At 59.3% G+C, this 17,481-nt stretch carries 15 protein-coding genes and 1 pseudogene; all 16 read left to right on the plus strand.

Annotated features, from left to right (window positions below):
- Positions 1–7: 7 nt before the first annotated feature.
- Positions 8–628, plus strand: a pseudogene (locus tag GHO25_RS17845) (MaoC/PaaZ C-terminal domain-containing protein); the annotation flags it as partial.
- A gap of 131 nt (positions 629–759) precedes the next feature.
- Positions 760–1,251, plus strand: a complete 492-nt coding sequence (locus GHO25_RS17850; protein WP_153391559.1) for a GNAT family N-acetyltransferase — start codon at positions 760–762, stop codon at positions 1,249–1,251.
- 1,370 nt (positions 1,252–2,621) lie between these two features.
- Entirely contained in the window at positions 2,622–3,029 is a 408-nt protein-coding gene (locus GHO25_RS17855) for a biopolymer transporter ExbD (protein WP_048372729.1), read from the plus strand.
- A 3-nt stretch (positions 3,030–3,032) separates the two neighbouring features.
- The gene (locus GHO25_RS17860) at positions 3,033–3,794 is read left to right on the plus strand and encodes an energy transducer TonB (protein ID WP_123749397.1); all 762 of its coding nucleotides are present in this window, start codon (positions 3,033–3,035) and stop codon (positions 3,792–3,794) included.
- Between the two features lie 46 nt (positions 3,795–3,840).
- The gene (locus GHO25_RS17865; protein WP_153391561.1) at positions 3,841–6,081 is read left to right on the plus strand and encodes a TonB-dependent receptor; all 2,241 of its coding nucleotides are present in this window, start codon (positions 3,841–3,843) and stop codon (positions 6,079–6,081) included.
- A gap of 73 nt (positions 6,082–6,154) precedes the next feature.
- Positions 6,155–6,802: a MotA/TolQ/ExbB proton channel family protein gene (locus tag GHO25_RS17870; protein ID WP_048372726.1), complete on the plus strand. Its 648-nt coding sequence runs from the start codon at positions 6,155–6,157 to the stop codon at positions 6,800–6,802.
- A 19-nt stretch (positions 6,803–6,821) separates the two neighbouring features.
- Positions 6,822–8,546 carry a bifunctional UDP-sugar hydrolase/5'-nucleotidase gene (locus tag GHO25_RS17875; RefSeq protein WP_153391563.1) on the plus strand — a complete coding sequence of 575 codons (1,725 nt, stop codon included), beginning with the start codon at positions 6,822–6,824 and terminating at the stop codon, positions 8,544–8,546.
- Positions 8,543–8,959 (plus strand): cytidine deaminase, encoded by a 417-nt coding sequence (locus GHO25_RS17880; RefSeq protein WP_048372724.1) that lies wholly within the window; start codon positions 8,543–8,545, stop codon positions 8,957–8,959. The genes GHO25_RS17875 and GHO25_RS17880 overlap by 4 nt, the downstream gene beginning before the upstream one ends.
- Positions 8,960–9,036: 77 nt before the next feature.
- Positions 9,037–10,296 (plus strand): NupC/NupG family nucleoside CNT transporter, encoded by a 1,260-nt coding sequence (locus tag GHO25_RS17885; protein WP_048372721.1) that lies wholly within the window; start codon positions 9,037–9,039, stop codon positions 10,294–10,296.
- Positions 10,297–10,364: 68 nt separating this feature from the next.
- Complete coding sequence (gene deoC / locus GHO25_RS17890) at positions 10,365–11,138, plus strand: deoxyribose-phosphate aldolase (RefSeq protein WP_153391565.1); 774 nt, start codon at positions 10,365–10,367, stop codon at positions 11,136–11,138.
- The gene (gene deoA / locus GHO25_RS17895) at positions 11,138–12,460 is read left to right on the plus strand and encodes a thymidine phosphorylase (protein ID WP_048372717.1); all 1,323 of its coding nucleotides are present in this window, start codon (positions 11,138–11,140) and stop codon (positions 12,458–12,460) included. Before deoC ends, deoA begins: the two co-directional genes overlap by 1 nt.
- Positions 12,457–13,698 carry a phosphopentomutase gene (locus GHO25_RS17900; RefSeq protein ID WP_153391567.1) on the plus strand — a complete coding sequence of 414 codons (1,242 nt, stop codon included), beginning with the start codon at positions 12,457–12,459 and terminating at the stop codon, positions 13,696–13,698. Before deoA ends, GHO25_RS17900 begins: the two co-directional genes overlap by 4 nt.
- 2 nt (positions 13,699–13,700) lie before the next feature.
- Positions 13,701–14,411, plus strand: a complete 711-nt coding sequence (gene deoD / locus GHO25_RS17905) for a purine-nucleoside phosphorylase (protein WP_153391569.1) — start codon at positions 13,701–13,703, stop codon at positions 14,409–14,411.
- Positions 14,412–14,461: 50 nt separating this feature from the next.
- Positions 14,462–15,550, plus strand: a complete 1,089-nt coding sequence (locus GHO25_RS17910; protein ID WP_153391571.1) for an endonuclease/exonuclease/phosphatase family protein — start codon at positions 14,462–14,464, stop codon at positions 15,548–15,550.
- A 115-nt stretch (positions 15,551–15,665) separates the two neighbouring features.
- Entirely contained in the window at positions 15,666–16,286 is a 621-nt protein-coding gene (locus GHO25_RS17915) for a TetR/AcrR family transcriptional regulator (protein WP_048372709.1), read from the plus strand.
- Positions 16,287–16,569: 283 nt separating this feature from the next.
- Positions 16,570–17,415 (plus strand): ABC transporter substrate-binding protein, encoded by an 846-nt coding sequence (locus GHO25_RS17920; RefSeq protein WP_153391573.1) that lies wholly within the window; start codon positions 16,570–16,572, stop codon positions 17,413–17,415.
- Positions 17,416–17,481: the final 66 nt, after the last annotated feature.

The following is a 17,481-nucleotide window of genomic DNA, read 5'->3' on the forward strand; positions in this document are numbered from 1 at the left end:
ACTCTAGCACGGCGGCCCGGGCCGCGCGGGGGGCGGCGAAGAACTGGGCGGTTTGCGCGCGGTAAAACACTACCTGCAACGCGCCGCCGTACAGGGCTCGCCGAGCATGCTGGCAGCGGTGACCGGGGAATACGTACGCGGCGCCAAGGTCATCGAAACCGACGTGCACCCGTTCCGCCGGTACTTCCAGGACCTGCAGATCGGCGAGTCACTCCTGACCCACCGGCGCACCGTCACCGAAGCCGACCTGGTGAACTTCGGTTGCCTGTCGGGTGATCACTTCTATATGCACTTCGACGACATCGCCGCCAAGGAATCGCAGTTCGGCAAGCGCATTGCCCACGGCTACTTTGTGCTGTCGGCAGCGGCTGGCCTGTTTGTCTCCCCGGCACCCGGCCCGGTACTGGCCAACTACGGGCTGGACACCCTGCGGTTTATCAACCCGGTGGGGATTGGCGACACCATTCAGGCGCGCCTGACCTGCAAGCGCAAGATTGACCAAGGCAAGAAGAGCCCCCAAGGCATCCCGCAAGGGGTAGTGGCGTGGGATGTAGAAGTGACCAACCAACTGGGCGAGCTGGTCGCCAGTTACGATATTTTGACCTTGGTGGTTAAGCGCGAAGCATAAGCACCTTCCACCTGAATCGGTCGAGAACCATACTGCATGCGCCTCAAAGGACTGAACTAAGTCTTTTGGGGCGCATTTTGTTCTGAACTTAAAATGGCAAACCTACACGCGCCTTAACAGGATTGATCCACATGACACACCCCATCTTCCGCCAGGCAGTACCCACTGATGCGGATCGCTGCTTCGAAATCGAAACCCAGGCCTACGAAGGCGACGAAGCCGCCACTCACGCAAAAATCGCCACGCGTATCGGTCAGTATCCAGAAGGCTTCCTGGTGCTGGAACTGGACGGCGAAATCGCCGGGTTCATCAACAGTGGTTGCGCCCATGAAGTGGTCATGTCTGACGAGTCTTTCAAAGAGCTGATAGGCCACGACCCAGACGCTGCCAATGTCGTAATCATGTCGGTGGTGCTGGATCCGGCCCATCAAGGCAAGGGCCATGCGGGCAAGCTGATGCGCCAATTTGTCGAACATATGCGCGGCATGGGTAAATCCACCATTCACCTGATGTGCAAAGAACAGCACATCGAGCTCTACACGCATTTTGGCTATGTCTACGTGCAGCCTTCACCCTCCGAGCATGGCGGGATGGCGTGGCACGAGATGGTGATGGTGCTGTAGGAGGGATCGTCTTAGACGCCGCGCTGTCGCGCAGCAAACAGACCACTGTAGTCGCTGACGAGGTACGAAGGCTGCGATCGGCTGCGTGCAGCCGTAAAACCATCTACCTCGGCATTCTTGGGTACATATCCATTGCTGCGGCAACGGCCACTTAGGGTTCCGCCCTTACGGCGCGTCACTTTGAAAGCGCAAAGTAACCAAACGCTTTTTGCCCCACCACTCGGTGCCTCGCTGTGGCTCGGCATGCCCTCACCACAGGCCTTGCTTCGTGGGCCCGCCGCGATCGGCCATCCATGGCCGTGTCGCGGCTAACCCGGCGTCCTGCCGTGTTACCCACTGCGCAAAACCTGCGTTCGGCCAGCGTGGTTTAACGGGGCCTCTTAGATCAAGAGCAAAAGCCAGATCAAGATCAAAAGATCGCGAGCAAGCTCGCTCCTACAGGGCCTTTAGAATCAATCAATTTTTTTATTTGATAAGAAAGGCCGCGCCGTCTTGGACACCGCGCTGTCGCGCAGCAAACAGGCTACCGAGAATCTTCAGCATTCCCCAATCGGTTCCCTCTCCTTCGGGAGAGGGCTAGGGTGAGGGGGCTCTTGATTTGAGTACATATCCATTGCTGCGGCAACGGCCACGTAGGGTTCCGGCCTTACGCCGTGCCACTTTGAAAAGCGCAAAGTAACCAAACGCTTTTTGCCCCAACCCCTCGGTGCCTCGCTGTGGCTCGGCATGCCCTCACCACAGGTCAGCGTGGTTTAACGGGGCCTCTTAGATCAAGATCAAAAGCCAGATCAAGATCAAAAGCCAGATCAAGATCAAAAGCCAGATCAAGATCAACAGATCGTGTGGCAAGCTCGCTCCTACAGAGCCTTTAGAGTCAATTACTTATTTTATGTTTGATAAAAGCGAGCTTGCCTCACGGTCTTTTGATCTTGAGCTGTTCGCAAGTTTTAACCTCGCTGTCATACAAATCACCATGACTTGACCGTAACGTGTCGTCGACATTGTCACGGCCTGCTTCCCCTCCCCATGCTGAAAACCACTCATAAATCCAAAAAACTGACACACATGTCAGTTTTTTTCAGTTTGAGCCAGCAACTCACCTACATCCTGCGCCCCAAAACAAAACCCTTAAAATCACGTTAAAACCCATAAAAAACCGCGACTTACACAGCGCCTTTACAGAAACAACACACATCCAGAGCTTTCGTAACAAAATAATATTGCTGAAATCAAAATGAAACACCGCTCCCCTACTCTCCAACCTGTCACTTGAGACAGGTTCGACAGCTACTGTGCCCTGGCTAACCACAAGTGAGAATCTGAATGGGCGATCAGCTGTGTGATCCCCTCTGTGGACTGGAGTACACGTGATGCGAAGCTGGGAAGAACCTAAGAAAAAACGCCTGCATATCGAGATCATTCCGATGATCGACGTGATGATGTTTCTGCTGGTGTTTTTCGTATTGATCAGTCTCAACGTGATCCCTGCGCTGGGGATCAAGACTCAGTTGCCAGGCGCTGCACACGCGCAACAACTCAAGCCGCAAAACAAGGCTGTGATTACCCTGGGCCTGGACGACCGTCTGCAACTGGACGGCAAGGATCTGGACCAGACCGAACTGGTGGTACAGCTCAAGGCCATGGAAAACCCTGAGCAGAAGATGGTGATCATCCTCAACAGCGATGAGGGTGTTGAAGTAGCGCGTTTGGTGAGCGTGATGGACGTGCTCAAAAGCAGCGGTTTCTCCTCCGTTTCCATCGCGACCCGGAAGCTCTAAGTCATGTCGGTTCTTTTCAAATCCCGCAAAGCAATCGCCTGTCTTCCAGCGATTTGCCTGCTGGCGGTGGCCATTCATAGCGCCACACACACGACCTTGAAGATCACGCCGAAGTACGACGATACAACCGTCGAAATCGCCCTGATCGATCCTGAGGAATTGCTCCCGCCGCCACCTGAGCCCGAGCCTGAGCCAGTGGTTGAACAACCGCCACCGCCGCCGGAAATCGAAGAGGCCGAAGCGCAAATCGAAGAGCCACCACCACCGCCACCCAAGCCCAAGCCGCCGGCACCAAAACCGCCGCCGCCCAAGCCCAAGCCACAAGTGGTCAAGGCCGCACCGACACCGCCCAAGCCTCAACCCGTGGTGCAGGCACCGGCCCCCGCTCCGGCAGCAGCACCGCCAGCGGCAGCCCCGGTGACCAGACCTGTTGCGCAAGTGCCACACACCAACCCGGCAGACCAGGAGAGCCGCTACACCGCTCGCCTGCTGGCGGAGTTAGAGAGATACAAGCAATACCCGCGAGGTCGCGAAGCTTCATTACAACGCCCGGAAGGCAATGTGGTGGTGTGGTTGCTGATTGACCGAAGCGGCAAGGTGCTCGATTCGGGCATTGAAAAGAAGGCGGCAAACATGTTGCTCAATCGGGCAGCACAAACAAGTTTGAAACGCCTCGACCAAGTTGTGCCTTTTCCCGACAACACTTTTTCGGGCAAGGATAAATACCGCTTTAGCGCCACGCTTGTATACAACATTGAGCAATAACTAAAACCACTTCTGCTCCACTCATGATGTTCAAGAGGAAAGCGTTTTGAAACTCAATACTTTATTTGCAACGTTGCTGGCCGTTGGGGTTGGCGGCTGGACTTTGTCTGCGCTCGCGCAAGATTCAGTTGATATAGGCGACGTTAAAGTAACCGGCCAAAGTCTGGGCAATGGCCATATGGTTCAGGAAGACTCGGCCAAGGCACGCTCAACGGTAACCAAAGAGGCGATGGACGAAATGGCACCGACTGCCAACGCCCTCGACAAACTCAAGTACACGCCCGGCATCAACGTGTCCAGCACCGACGCCTCGGGCCTTAGCGGCACCAGCTTCACCATGCGCGGCATGAACTCCGACCAGGTCGGCGTCTCGGCTGACGGCATCCCGATCAACGACTCGGGTGACTACTCGATCTATCCAAACTTGCTCGGCGACCCGGAAAACTTCAGTGAAATATTCGCCACTCAAGGTTCTTCGGAAATTGACGGCCCGCATATTGGTTCCAGCGGTGGCAACATTGGCCTGGTGACCCTGCGCCCGACGAAAGACTTTGGTGTTTTCGTTAAACAAGCAGTAGGTTCCAACAGCCTCGACAAATCATTTGTGCGTATTAACACCGGCGACATCAACGGTTTTAAAACCTATATATCGGCGTCGCACACCGAAGGTGATAAGTGGCGCGGTAAAGGCGTTGTACGCGCAGACAAAGTTGAATGGAACACGTTGTTTGAAGACGGCAATGGCAACTCGACCAACGCCATCATTAAATACAACCGCCAAGACAACTATAACTACAACACTCTGAGCAAGGCGCAGTTCGAGAAGTCGGGTCGCAGCCTTGATTACGCAGAAAACCCGATCTACAACAGCAGCGGCAAGTTGACCTCGTATTACAAGATCAACCGAAACCCGTTTGAAAACCTGTCCGCCACGCTGACCCAGCGCTTCCAGCTGCGCGACGACCTGTCACTGTCCATCGCGCCTTACTACATGTGGGCCAACGGCGGCAGCTTCAGCGGCCAGACCGCCTCCGCCCTGTCGTCCACCAGCAGCAAAGCCGGCAACTACGACCTCAAGGGCCTGCCGTACGACACCTACTACCGCCCTTCCTGGACCGAAACCTGGCGTACAGGTATCTACAACAAGCTGAAATGGGACATGAACGAGTCCCACAGCATCGACCTGGGCTACTGGTACGAGCGCGCCCGTCAGCGCCAGACCCAGCCATTTATCAGCATCGATGCCAACGGCGCGCCAAGCGACATCTGGGGCGATTACAACTCGGGCAACCAGGTTAAAGACAACAATGGCGTGACCGTACAGGGCCGCCATCAGTACACCGTTACCCCGGCGCAGAAACTCTCGCTGCAAGACACCTGGATCGTGACACCCGACCTGACCCTGGTCGGTGGCCTTGCCTACCAGTACGTCGAGCGTGACGGTAACAACCTCGGCGACCTGTACAACAAGCCTGAAAAGCGTGACGCCAAGTACCACCAGTTCTTGCCGAACTTCAGCGCCCGCTACCAGATCAACGAGCAGAACCAGGCGTTCTATAACATCACCCGCAACATGCGTACCCCGCCTAACTACGTGCTGTACAACGTCGGCGACTCGATCAGCACCAAGCCTGAGCTGAGCTGGAACCAGGAACTGGGCTGGCGCTTCACCAAGGACGACATGGCGTTGAGCGCAACGCTGTTCCACATCTCGTACCGCGACCGTCAGTTGTCGACCACCAACTCGGATGGCGACTACGAAATGCTCAACGTCGGCAGTGTGGTCAACAAAGGTCTTGAGCTGGAGTGGAGCGGCCTGCTGCCGTACAACTTCAACTACTACACCTCGTACACCTACACCGATTCCGAGCAGAAAGACGACATCTCGATCCGCAACAAAAACCTGCCGACCGCGGGCAAGCAACTGGCCAACGTGCCGAAAAACATGCTTAACGCCAGCATCGGTTGGGACAACAAACGCTACTACGCCAACATCGCCGGCAAATACGTCGGCAGCTACTACGGCGACTTGACCAACGACCAGGAAATCGCTGGCCGTACCACCGTTGACCTGAGCGCCGGTGTGCGCCTGCCGGTCGACAAAAAGATCTTCAAATCTGCCGCCATCCGCGTCTCGATGCTCAACGTCTTCGACAAGGAATACCTGTCGTCGGCACGCACCGTGGTGCTCAACGCCGCGCCGGTTAACGGTCTGAACGCTGCAACGCCGTACTACAACGTCGGTGAAGAACGCACTGCCATGGTTTCGTTTGAAGCCAGCTTCTAACCCTTGATTTGACCTGTAACCAGGCCCGGCTAAACAGCGGGCCTGGGCTGTACCCACCCATAGGAAGAACCTGATGAACATGAATCTGCTGCACGATCTCACTTTCTACGTCATGTACGGCGCTGCTGCGCTGGCCGCCTTTGTCGTCGTTGAACGTTGCATCTTTTTCAGCTACTCCCTGCGCAAGGCCCGCCAACTGGTCCCGGCCATCAGCGGTAAAGTGCGCAGTGTCGATGACCTGCCAGCAGCCTTGACCCAACGTGACAGCCTGCCACTGCAATTGCTCTCGCAGATTTACGACGGCCGTCGCCAACTGCACTCGCACCAGGAACTCGAAGACCTCGGCCAGGCCATTTATATCTCCATGCGCGGCAAGCTGTCCCACAGCCTGTGGATCCTCGAAGCCGTCGTCGCCGGCGCACCGCTGCTGGGCTTGCTCGGCACCATCATGGGCATTATCGACACTTTCAAAGCCCTGGCCGAAGCCGGTGTTTCCGACCCGGGTGAAGTGTCCCGCGGTATCGGTACTGCGCTGTACGCCACCGCGCTAGGTATCGCCATTGCACTGGTGGGCATGGTCTTCAACAGCCACCTGCAAGATCGCCTGGAACTGATCAACGACAACCTGAAAATGCTTCTGCTGCGCGCAGGCCTGGGCACTCAATACGTCGCCTCCCCTACACCTGCCGCCTCGCTGGCCGGCCAGCCACGTACCGCCTGAGCCAAGCCAAGGAGCCCCCATGTCGAATGTATTCTCGCGCCTGTGCCAGGCCAGCCTGATTCTGCCGCTGGCCCTGGCAATAGCCGCCTGTAACCCGCCCGGCAAAACGGTCGAGGTCAACATTGCTGCCATCAACGACTTCCACGGCAACCTCGCACCCAACCCGTTCACCTACGCCGATGCCTCGGCGCCGGGTGGCAAGGTGACGATGCAGGCGGGCGGCATCAACGCCCTCAGCGGTGTGGTCAGCGAATTGCGCAAAAAAGACCCGCAAACGCTGTTGGTCGGCGCCGGGGACATGATTGGGGCCAGCCCGCCGATGTCTGCCATGTGGGCCGACGAGCCGACGTTGACGGCTCTCGGCACCCTGGGGCTGAAATTCAGCGTGATCGGCAACCATGAACTGGATCAGGGCACGATCGAGTTGCAACGCCAGATCAACGGCGGCTGCGACTCACCGCGCCCGGAAAAGGCCTGCCTGTACAGCAAGGATTACAAAGGCACGCGCTTCCCCTATGTGGCAGCCAACCTGATGGACGCACAAACCGGCAAAACACTTTTCCCGGCTTACCAGATTGAAGAAGCCAACGGCGCGAAAATAGCGTTCGTCGGTGCCGTGCTGCGCAATGTCTCGACCTATGTCAGCACCCAAAGCATGAACGGCCTGTACACCATCGATGAAGCCGAAGCGGCCAACGCGCTGTTGCCAGAACTGCACAAGCAAGGCGTGGACGCGGTGATCATGGTGATTCACCAGGGCGGCGAAACCGCCGAATCCTTCGACAAAACCGATTGCAGCCAGCTCAAGGGCGACATCCTCGACGTGACCAACCGTCTGGCCCCGGAAATCAAAGTGGTGATCACTGCGCACACCCACCAGGGCTACATGTGCCGCCTGGGCGACAAACTGATCACCCAGGCCAGCTCGTACGGGCGTCTGGTCACGCACCTGAACCTGAAGATCGACACCGGCAAGCACCAGTTGCTGGATGCCAAGGCCGAAAACATTGTGGTCGACCCCAAGCGCTACCAGCCGATGCCAGAAATCGCTGCACAACAGGCCGAAGTCGAAGCCCGTAGCCATGAGCAACTGAACAAGCCCATCGCGCGCATGGCCGCGACAGAAGTCAAACGCACACTCAACGCCGCAGGCGAGTCCGCCATGGGCGACCTGGTGTCCGATGCGCAACTGCATGCCACCCGCTCGCTGGGTGCGCAAGTGGCGTTCATCAACCTCGGCGGGATCCGTACCGACCTGATTCTCGACCCGGGCCAGGACCAACTCAGCTACAGCCAGGTGGCCTCGGTCCAGCCCTTCAACAACACCCTGAACATCCTCACCCTGACCGGCGCGCAACTGAAACAACTGCTGGAGCAACAGTGGCAAAACAACGGTTTCGGCTTCTACCCGTTGCAGCCGTCGTCTTCGCTGACTTACAGCTGGGATGCCAGCAAACCTCAAGGTGACCGGGTACTGGCCAACAGCATGAAAATTGACGGTGTGCCGGTGATTGCCGACTACCCGTACCAAGTCACGGTCAACTCGTTTATGGCCGGTGGCGGCGATAACTTCACGGTCTTCAAGGACGCCAGCGAACGTCTGGACACCGGCCTCAATGACCTCAATGCGTTGATCGACTACCTGCAAGTCAACGACCGCGCCGGTAACCCGGTGGGCGAACAAACTCCCGCGCAGCGCATTCACAAGGTCGACGATGCATTGGCCAAGAGTGCCCAGCGATGAGCCGCACGGCCCAAGCGCAAGCACTTTACGAGCGCCTGCTGCCCGAGGCCATTGCGGCCTCGAAAGCCGCCTGGTGCCCGCACTCGGACTTCCCTGTCGGGGCCGCGTTGCTGACCGCGGATGATCAGATCATTCGCGGCTGCAACGTCGAAAACGTCTCGTACGGGCTGACCAACTGCGCTGAACGCAGTGCACTGTTCAGCGCGATCGCCCAGGGGCATGCCCCCGGCAGCTTCAAGGCGATGTTGGTGTATGCCCCCAAAGTGGCGCTGATTTCACCCTGCGGCGCCTGCCGTCAGGTCATGCACGAACTCATGCTTGCTCACTGCCCGGTGTTTTGCGTCGGGCATCAAGAATCGGCCAGCCGCGACTGGACCATCGAGCAACTGTTACCCGGCGCTTTCCGTTTTTAACGACCCACTGCCCTGCCCGCCGCAGCACCCAACAGAGGTGCAGGCGATTTTGATGCTTTACACATGGGAATGCAGTCATGAGCTTCATTGGTGTAGGTGTATTGATCCTTCTGGCGGTCTTGCTCTCCAGCAACCGCCGGGCGATCAAGTTACAAACAGTGGGCGGAGCCTTTTTACTGCAAGCAGGTGTCGGTGCATTCGCGCTGTACGTGCCATGGGGGCAGACCACCCTGGCGGCCATTTCCAACACCGTTTCGTCGCTGCAGGACTATGCCAACGAAGGGATCAGCTTTCTCTTCGGGCCGCTGGCCAGCGAGAAGATGTTTGAGGTGTTCGGCCATCAAGGGTTTGTCTTTGCGATCAAGGTGTTGCCGCTGATTGTGTTCTTCAGCAGCTTCATCGCCATTCTTTATTACCTGGGCGTGATGAACGTAATCATCCGGGTGATCGGTGGCGCATTGCACCGCATCTTGGGCACCAGCCGCACCGAGTCGATGTCGGCCACCGCCAACATCTTTGTCGGCCAGTCCGAAGCGCCGATGGTGGTGCGCCCGTTTCTGGCCAGCATGACCCGCAGCGAACTGTTCGCGGTGATGGCGGGCGGTCTGGCCTCGGTGGCCGGCTCTGTATTGATCGGCTACGCCAGCCTCGGCATCGAGCTTAAATACCTGATCGCTGCCAGCTTTATGGCCGCCCCCGGCGGGCTGCTGATGGCCAAGCTGATGGAGCCTGAAACCCACCTGCCCCATGACGACCCGAGCTGCGTTGAGGTCTACCCCGAGGACAAACCGGCCAACGTCATCGACGCTGCGGCACTGGGCGTCAGCAACGGCCTGCACCTGGCACTCAACGTCGGCGCCATGCTGCTGGCCTTTATCGCCCTGATCGCCATGCTCAACGGCATTCTCGGCTGGTGCGGCGCCTGGTTCGGCCTGCCGCACCTGAGCATGCAACTGATCCTCGGCCACCTGTTTGCACCGCTGGCCTTCCTGATTGGCGTGCCGTGGAGCGAAGCCACGATTGCGGGCGGGTTTATCGGTGAAAAACTGGTGCTCAACGAGTTTGTTGCTTACGTCGACTTCGCGGCTTACATCGATCCGGTGCAAGCGGCAAGCAAAGGCGTCAGCGTGTTGTCGGCCCACACGCAAGTTATCGTGACCTTTGCCCTGTGCGGTTTTGCCAACCTCTCATCGATCGGCATCATCCTCGGCGGCCTGGGGGTCATGGCCCCCTCCCGTCGCAAGGATCTCGCCCGCATGGGCCTGCGCGCTGTCACCGCCGGGACATTGTCTAACCTTATGAGTGCAGCACTGGCCGGCGTGTTTATTTCACTGTGAAACGCACCTTATTACCCCAACAGGCGCCCGCCACTGACCGGGCGCCCTTGAAAGATCGAAGAACCGACATGAATGACACCGAACTCCAACTGGCACGTCGAGTCATCGCCCTGCTGGACCTTACCTCACTCAACGCCGACGACACCGACGCCAGCATTCAGGCGCTGTGCCGCAAGGCCCTGACCCCGGTCGGGCCTGTCGCCGCAGTGTGTGTCTACCCGCAGTTTGTCCGTTTGGCGCGCAGCACCCTGAATACCCTGGGTGGCGACTCGATCCAGGTGGCCACTGTGTGCAACTTCCCCGCAGGCGATGCGCCGCTGGCCGAGGTGCTTGAGCAAATTCGCCAGGCACTGGCAGACGGGGCCAACGAAATCGATGTGGTTTACCCGTACCGCGCCCTGATTGGCGGCGACGAACAACGCGGACGCGAGCTGGTCGCCGCCTGCAAAGCGCTGTGCGAAGGCCGCGCGCTACTCAAAGTGATCCTCGAAACCGGCGAACTCAACGCCTTGCTGATCCGCCGGGCGAGCATCGACGCCATCGAAGCCGGGGCCGACTTTATCAAGACCAGCACCGGCAAAGTGAAGGTCAACGCCACCCCTGAAGCGGCTGAATTGATGCTGCATGTGATCGCCAAAACCAACCCGAACGTCGGCTTCAAGCCCGCAGGCGGCATGCGCATGCTGGGCGACGCAGCGGTGTACCTGTGGCTGGCCGAGCACACCCTTGGCAAAGCTTGGATCTCGCCGCGCCACTTGCGCTTTGGCGCCTCCAGCCTGCTCGACAACACGCTTGAACTCATCGGCCTGAGTGCCGACACCCCAGCGCAAGGAGCGTACTGATGAACTGGTTGCCACAAGAAGTCATTCGCCGCAAAAGCGCAGGCCTGACCCTCAGCGACAGCGATATCCAGCGCTTTGTTCGCGGTATCACCGACAACAGCATCGGCGAAGGCCAGATCGCCGCCTTCGCCATGGCCGTGATGCTCAAGGGCATGACGGTGCAGGAACGCGTCGCCCTGGCGCTGGCCATGCGCGACTCAGGGCAAGTCATGAGCTGGAACCTGCCGGGCCCAGTGGTCGACAAACACTCCACCGGCGGGGTCGGTGACATGGTCAGCCTGCCGCTGGCACCTTTGCTGGCCGCCTGCGGCTGTTACGTGCCGATGATCTCCGGGCGCGGGCTGGGCCACACCGGTGGCACCCTCGACAAACTCGACAGCATCCCCGGCTACAACAGCCTGCCCTCGCCTGAGCGTTTGCAAGCCATCGTCGCTGACGTGGGTTGCGCGATCATTGGCCAGACTGGTGATCTGGCCCCGGCCGACAAGCGCCTGTACTCGATTCGCGACGTGACCGCGACCGTCGAATCCATCGACCTGATCACCGCCTCGATCCTCAGCAAAAAGCTCGCGGCGGGGCTCGATGTGTTGCTGATCGACGTCAAAGTGGGCAACGGCGCGTTTATGTCCACCGCCGACAACGCCGTGGCCCTGGCCGACTCGCTGGTGTCCGGGGCCAACGGGGCCGGGGTCAAGACCCGCGCCCTGATCACCGACATGAACCAGCCGCTGGCGCGCTCGGCGGGCAACGCGCTGGAGGTCGAAGAAGCGATTGCCCTGTTGCGCGGTGAAGTGCGCAGCGAACGCTTGTGGGAAGTAACCCTGGCGCTGGCCACCCAAGTGCTGCTCTGTGCAGGCCTGGCCAGCAGTGCCGAACAGGCCCGTGAGCACTTGCTCGACGCCTGGCGCAGCGGTGAAGCCCTGCGCCGCTTCTCACGTATGGTCGAAGCACTCGGTGGCCCGGCCGATCTGGTCGATCACCCGCAGGCCTACCTGGCTTCAGCCGAGGTAGTGATCCCGGTCTGCGCCCCGGTGTCGGGTGTGGTCAACAGCATTGATACCCGGGCCATCGGCATTTGCGTGGTGTCTCTGGGCGGCGGCCGCCTGCACCCGCAAGACCGCATCGACCCGAGCGTCGGCCTCAGCCAGTTGAAGCTCCCCGGCGAACACGTTGAGGCGGGTCAACCGTTGGCCATGGTGCATGCCAGCAACCCGTTCAAGGCCGAGCAAGCCACCAAGGCCGTGCTTGCGGCCTATACCATCACCGAGCACACAGACAGCGCCTCGCCGTTGATCGTGCAGCTGTTGATGGAGGCTTCATGAGCCGGGCACTGCTGCTGGTGCTCGACTCTTTCGGGATTGGCGCTAGCGCCGATGCGGACACCTTTGGTGACAGCGGGGCCAACACCTTGCTGCATATCGCCCAGGCCTGCGCCCGTGGCGAAGCCGACACCCCACAACGCCAAGGGCCGCTGCACCTGCCCAACCTGGCCCGCCTCGGGCTGGGGCATGCCGCTGCATTAAGCGCCGGGGTATTCCCGCCCGGCCTGCCAGCCGAGAGTCAGGTCGAGGGCGCCTACGGCTACGCCCGTGAGCTATCCAGCGGCAAAGACACACCGTCCGGGCACTGGGAAATGGCCGGTGTGCCGGTGCTGTTTGAATGGGGTTACTTTTCCGAACAGCAAAACAGCTTCCCGCCCGAATTGCTGGAGGCTTTGATCGCACGGGGCAATCTGCCGGGCATTCTCGGCAACTGCCACGCCTCCGGCACCACTATCCTTGAGCAATTGGGCGACGAGCATCGGCGCAGCGGCAAACCGATTCTCTACACCTCGGCCGACAGCGTGTTGCAAATCGCCGCCCACGAGGACGACTTTGGTCTTGAGCGGTTGCTGGCCCTGTGCGAAATCGCCCGTGAATTGTGCGATGCGTACACCATCGGCCGGGTCATCGCCCGGCCCTTCAAAGGTGATAGCCCGAGCACCTACGTGCGCACGGGCAACCGCCATGACTACACCGTGCCGCCGCCCGCCCCGACCGTACTTGACCGCATGTGCGAAGCCGGTGGCCAGGTTTTTGCCGTGGGCAAGATCGGCGATATTTTTGCCCACCGTGGCATCAGCCGCTTGTACAAGGCCGACGGTAACGATGCGCTGTTCGACGCCACCCTCAGCGCGCTGGACGAAGCCCCGGACCACACGTTGATTTTCAGCAACTTTGTCGACTTCGACATGCTCTACGGCCATCGCCGTGACATTCCCGGCTATGCCGCAGCGCTGGAGGCCTTCGACCGGCGCCTGCCCGAGTTGCTCGCACAGATGCGCCCTGACGATCTGCTGCTGCTTGGCGCCGACCATGGCTGCGACCCCAGCTTTGCCGGCAGCGATCACACCCGCGAACACATTCCCGTGTTGGCCTGTGGCGCAGGCATTACGCCTGGCAGCCTCGGCGAACGCGACAGTTTTGCCGATTTTGGCCAGACCCTGGCTGATTTCTTCAGGCTACCGCCATGCTCCCATGGGCGGTCTTTTCTTCACGAAACACCGGCGCGAGGCAACTGATCATGGCCACTGTGCACATCAACGCCGAACCTGGCGCCTTTGCAGACACCGTGCTGATGCCCGGCGACCCGCTGCGCGCCAAGATGCTCGCTGACACCTACCTGACCGACGTGGTGCAGGTTAACGGCGTGCGCAACATGCTGGCCTACACCGGCCGCTTTAACGGCCAGCGGATCTCGGTGATGGGCTCCGGCATGGGCATCCCCTCGGTGTCCATCTATGCCCATGAACTGTTCAGCCAGTTTGGCGTGGAGCAGATCATCCGCGTCGGCAGTTGCGGCTCGGTGCAGCCCCACGTACAGCTCAGCGAGCTGGTTATCGCCATGGGCGCCTGTACCGATTCCAACGTCAACCGCAAACGTCTGGCAGGCCACGACTTTGCCGCCATCTGCGATTACCGCCTGCTTGAACGGGTGGTGCGTCAAGCCGACAGGCAAAAATTGCCGGTACACATCGGCAATATTTTTTCCGCCGACCTGTTCTACGAACCTGAGACCTGGCTGTTTGAACGCATGCAAAAAATGGGCTTGCTGGCCGTCGAAATGGAAGCGGCCGGGCTGTATGGCGTTGCCGCCGAGCTGGGGAAAAAAGCCCTGACCGTACTCACCGTCAGCGACCACATCCTCACCGGTGACAGGCTCAGCGCCCAACAACGCCAGGACGACTTCCACGCCATGATGCAGTTGAGCCTGGAGGCGCTGACCACTCCGTAACCCCTGACGCTTAAGACCAACACTTCCCTACTTGCCTGGATCGATCCACCATGAAATTCCTCCGTGCCCCTATCGCCATTGCGCTGAGCGTCCTGTGCCTGAGCGCCTGCACCCCCCATCACAGCGCCGACACGGCGCGGGTGTCGCTGATGACCTATAACGTCGAAAACCTCTTCGACACCGTGCACGACGAGGGTAAGGACGACTACGCCTACCTGCCCCTGAGCGTCAAACAGGCCCACCCGGAATACCTCGCCACCTGCACCAAAATTGACGTGGCGGCGTGGCGCAAGGAGTGTGAAGAAAACGACTGGACCGACGCCCTGCTCAACGAAAAGCTCAAACGCCTGAGCGCCGTCATCCAGCAGATCAACCAGGGCCGCGGCCCGGACATCCTGATGCTCGACGAAGTTGAAAACATCAACGTGATTGAGCAGCTCAACAGCCACCTCGGCAAGTCGGACTATCAGACCCGCGTGCTGATCGAAGGTTGGGATGCGCGGGGTATCGACACCGCCGTGCTCAGCCGTTTACCGCAATGGGACAAGGCCCGTCTGCACCGCGTGCCGTACAAAGCCCTGGGCAACGAAGACCAGGAACGCGTGAGCAAAACCCGCGGCATTCTTGAAGTGCGCTTGTTGCTGCCGGGTGGCCAAAAGGCCGCCGTGTTCGCCGTGCACCTGCCGTCTGGCGGCGCTCCGGGCTATCTGCGCCAGCAAGCCGTGGCGTATCTGGCACACCTGAAAAGCGAACTGCCAAGCGATGTGCTGCCCATTGTCGGCGGTGACTTCAACATCAATGCCGGGGAAGAAAAACAGAACGGCTACATCGCCAAAGACCTGGCCAGCACCTGGGCAGTCTCGCAATTCATTGGCTGCAATGACTGCAAAGGCAGCTACTACTACCACACCAAACGCGAGTGGTCGTTCTTCGACATGCTGCTGTTTCCCAAGCAAATGACCACGGCGGGCGGCTTCAATGGCTGGCAGGTTGACCCGGCGAGCATCCGGTTAGCCAACCGCAGCCCGTACCAGGTCAATCGCTGGGGCAGTCCGGCACGTTTTGACAGTGCCCGGCATGCCGAAGGCGTTTCTGACCACTGGCCGCTGTACGCAGAAATATTCCGCCCTGCGCCTTGAAAAAGCGGGCCGGTCGGCCGTCTGTTCAGGCGGCCGACCTGATTGTCGTGAATGATTTGAACTATGCTACGCACGCATAAACCCGAGCTGATCCTTCGCCCGAATATGGAATTCGATGACCAATCCTAAAGTTAAAATCCGCCGAAAAAACGTCGAAAAAATCCTTTTAGCCGCGGAGAAAATTTTTGCCGAACAAGGCTATGCCGGGACCAAAATGGCCGACATTGCCCTGCATGCCGAACTGCCACGCTCCAACCTGCATTACTACTTCACCACCAAGGAAGACCTCTACCGCGAGGTGCTGGTTAACCTCCTCGGCACTTGGGATCTGGAAGGCGACTGCTTTGTGCAGTTCGACGACCCGCGCGTGGTACTGACCAGCTACGTGATGAAAAAAATGACCCACTCGCGTTTGCGCCCCCACGGTTCAAAACTCTGGGCCAACGAGATCATGCGCGGTGCGCCACTGTTTCAGGACATGCTTGAAGAACACATGTCCAAGGGCGCCAAATTCATGGAAGAGAAGATCCGCCAGTGGGTTGAAGAAAAACGCATCAACCCGGTCGAGCCCTCTGCCCTGCTGTACATGATCTGGGCCTCGACCCAGCACTACGCGGACTTCGACTACCAGGTCAACGTGCTCAACGGCCACCAGCCGCTGTCAGACCAACAGTTCGACCAAGCGGTACAAACCATCACCACGGTCATCCTGCGCGGCATCGGGCTGGAGCCGTAGGCTGCCCTTGCCCCCCGTTGCCTCGCGATTTTTCAAGATCAAAAGATCGCGAGGCAAGCTCGCTCCTACACATTGATTACCCCACACCCGCCCCAAAACGTGGCGCCCGGTAACAAATCGCACCGCTTAGGCGCACCTTCCCCCCTCAAAAAATCATTTATCTGACTCTAAAGCGCTCTTTCGCACGCCAAAAATAATAGTTGGCACGAAATACGCTTACTCACAAATAACAAATTGTTGAACAATCATTGCCGCACTGCTGTCACCCACCGAGGATACGAAGATGCGTAAAGGTCTGATGAGCAAAAACACCAAGCACACCCTGGCGCTGACAGTCGCCCTTGCGTGTTTAGCGCCGCTGGTATCGGCGGCAGAGGTCAAAGGCACGCTCAAACAAGGGGAGCTGTCGGTCGGCTCCGACCTGACCTACCCGCCCTACACCTACCTGGATCAAAAACAACCCGCAGGGTTCGACCCGGAGTTCATCCAGTTGCTCGGCCAGCAATTGGGGCTGAAGCCGCGCTTTCTCGATACCCGCTTTGCCAACCTGATTCTCGGGGTCAACGCCCAGCGCTTCGACGTGGTGGCTTCGGCGCTTTACGTCACCCCGGAGCGCGCCAAGCAGGTCGACTTTGTCAGCTACCTGAAAACCGGCTCGTCGCTGATGGTGCTCAGTGGCAGCGACTTCAAGCCTCAGCAACCCCAGGACTTGTGCGGCAAGCGCGTCGGCTCGATCAAAGGCGCCTCGTGGGTGCCCAAGCTCAACCAGGTTTCCGCCGAATACTGCCTGCCCCATGGCAAGCCAGCGATTGAGTCCCGCGAGTTCCCGACTTCGCCGGAAGCCACCCAGGCCCTGCTGTCGCGCGCGGTCGACGTGCAAATGGAAGACCCCGCCGTGGCCAAGATCACCGTCGAAAAACTTCAGGGCAAAACCGTTATCAGCTCCAACGAACTGATTTACCCGGTGGTCATCGGCCTGGCCGTGCGCAAGGGCAACCAGCCGCTGCTGGAAGAACTGACCGAAGCCCTCGCGCAAATCAAGCAGAACGGCAGCTACGGCCAACTGCTCGCCCGCTACAACCTGGCTGAACCCACGACTCAGGAAGTCAGCACGGCATTGGGCAACTGAAACACCCCGTGAGGCGTAACCGGTAGCGGATTCCCCGGTGTTTCCCTACCGGCGCAACGATCACAG

This window comes from Pseudomonas sp. FSL R10-1350 (genome assembly GCF_009600525.1).
Classification (GTDB): domain Bacteria; phylum Pseudomonadota; class Gammaproteobacteria; order Pseudomonadales; family Pseudomonadaceae; genus Aquipseudomonas; species Aquipseudomonas helleri.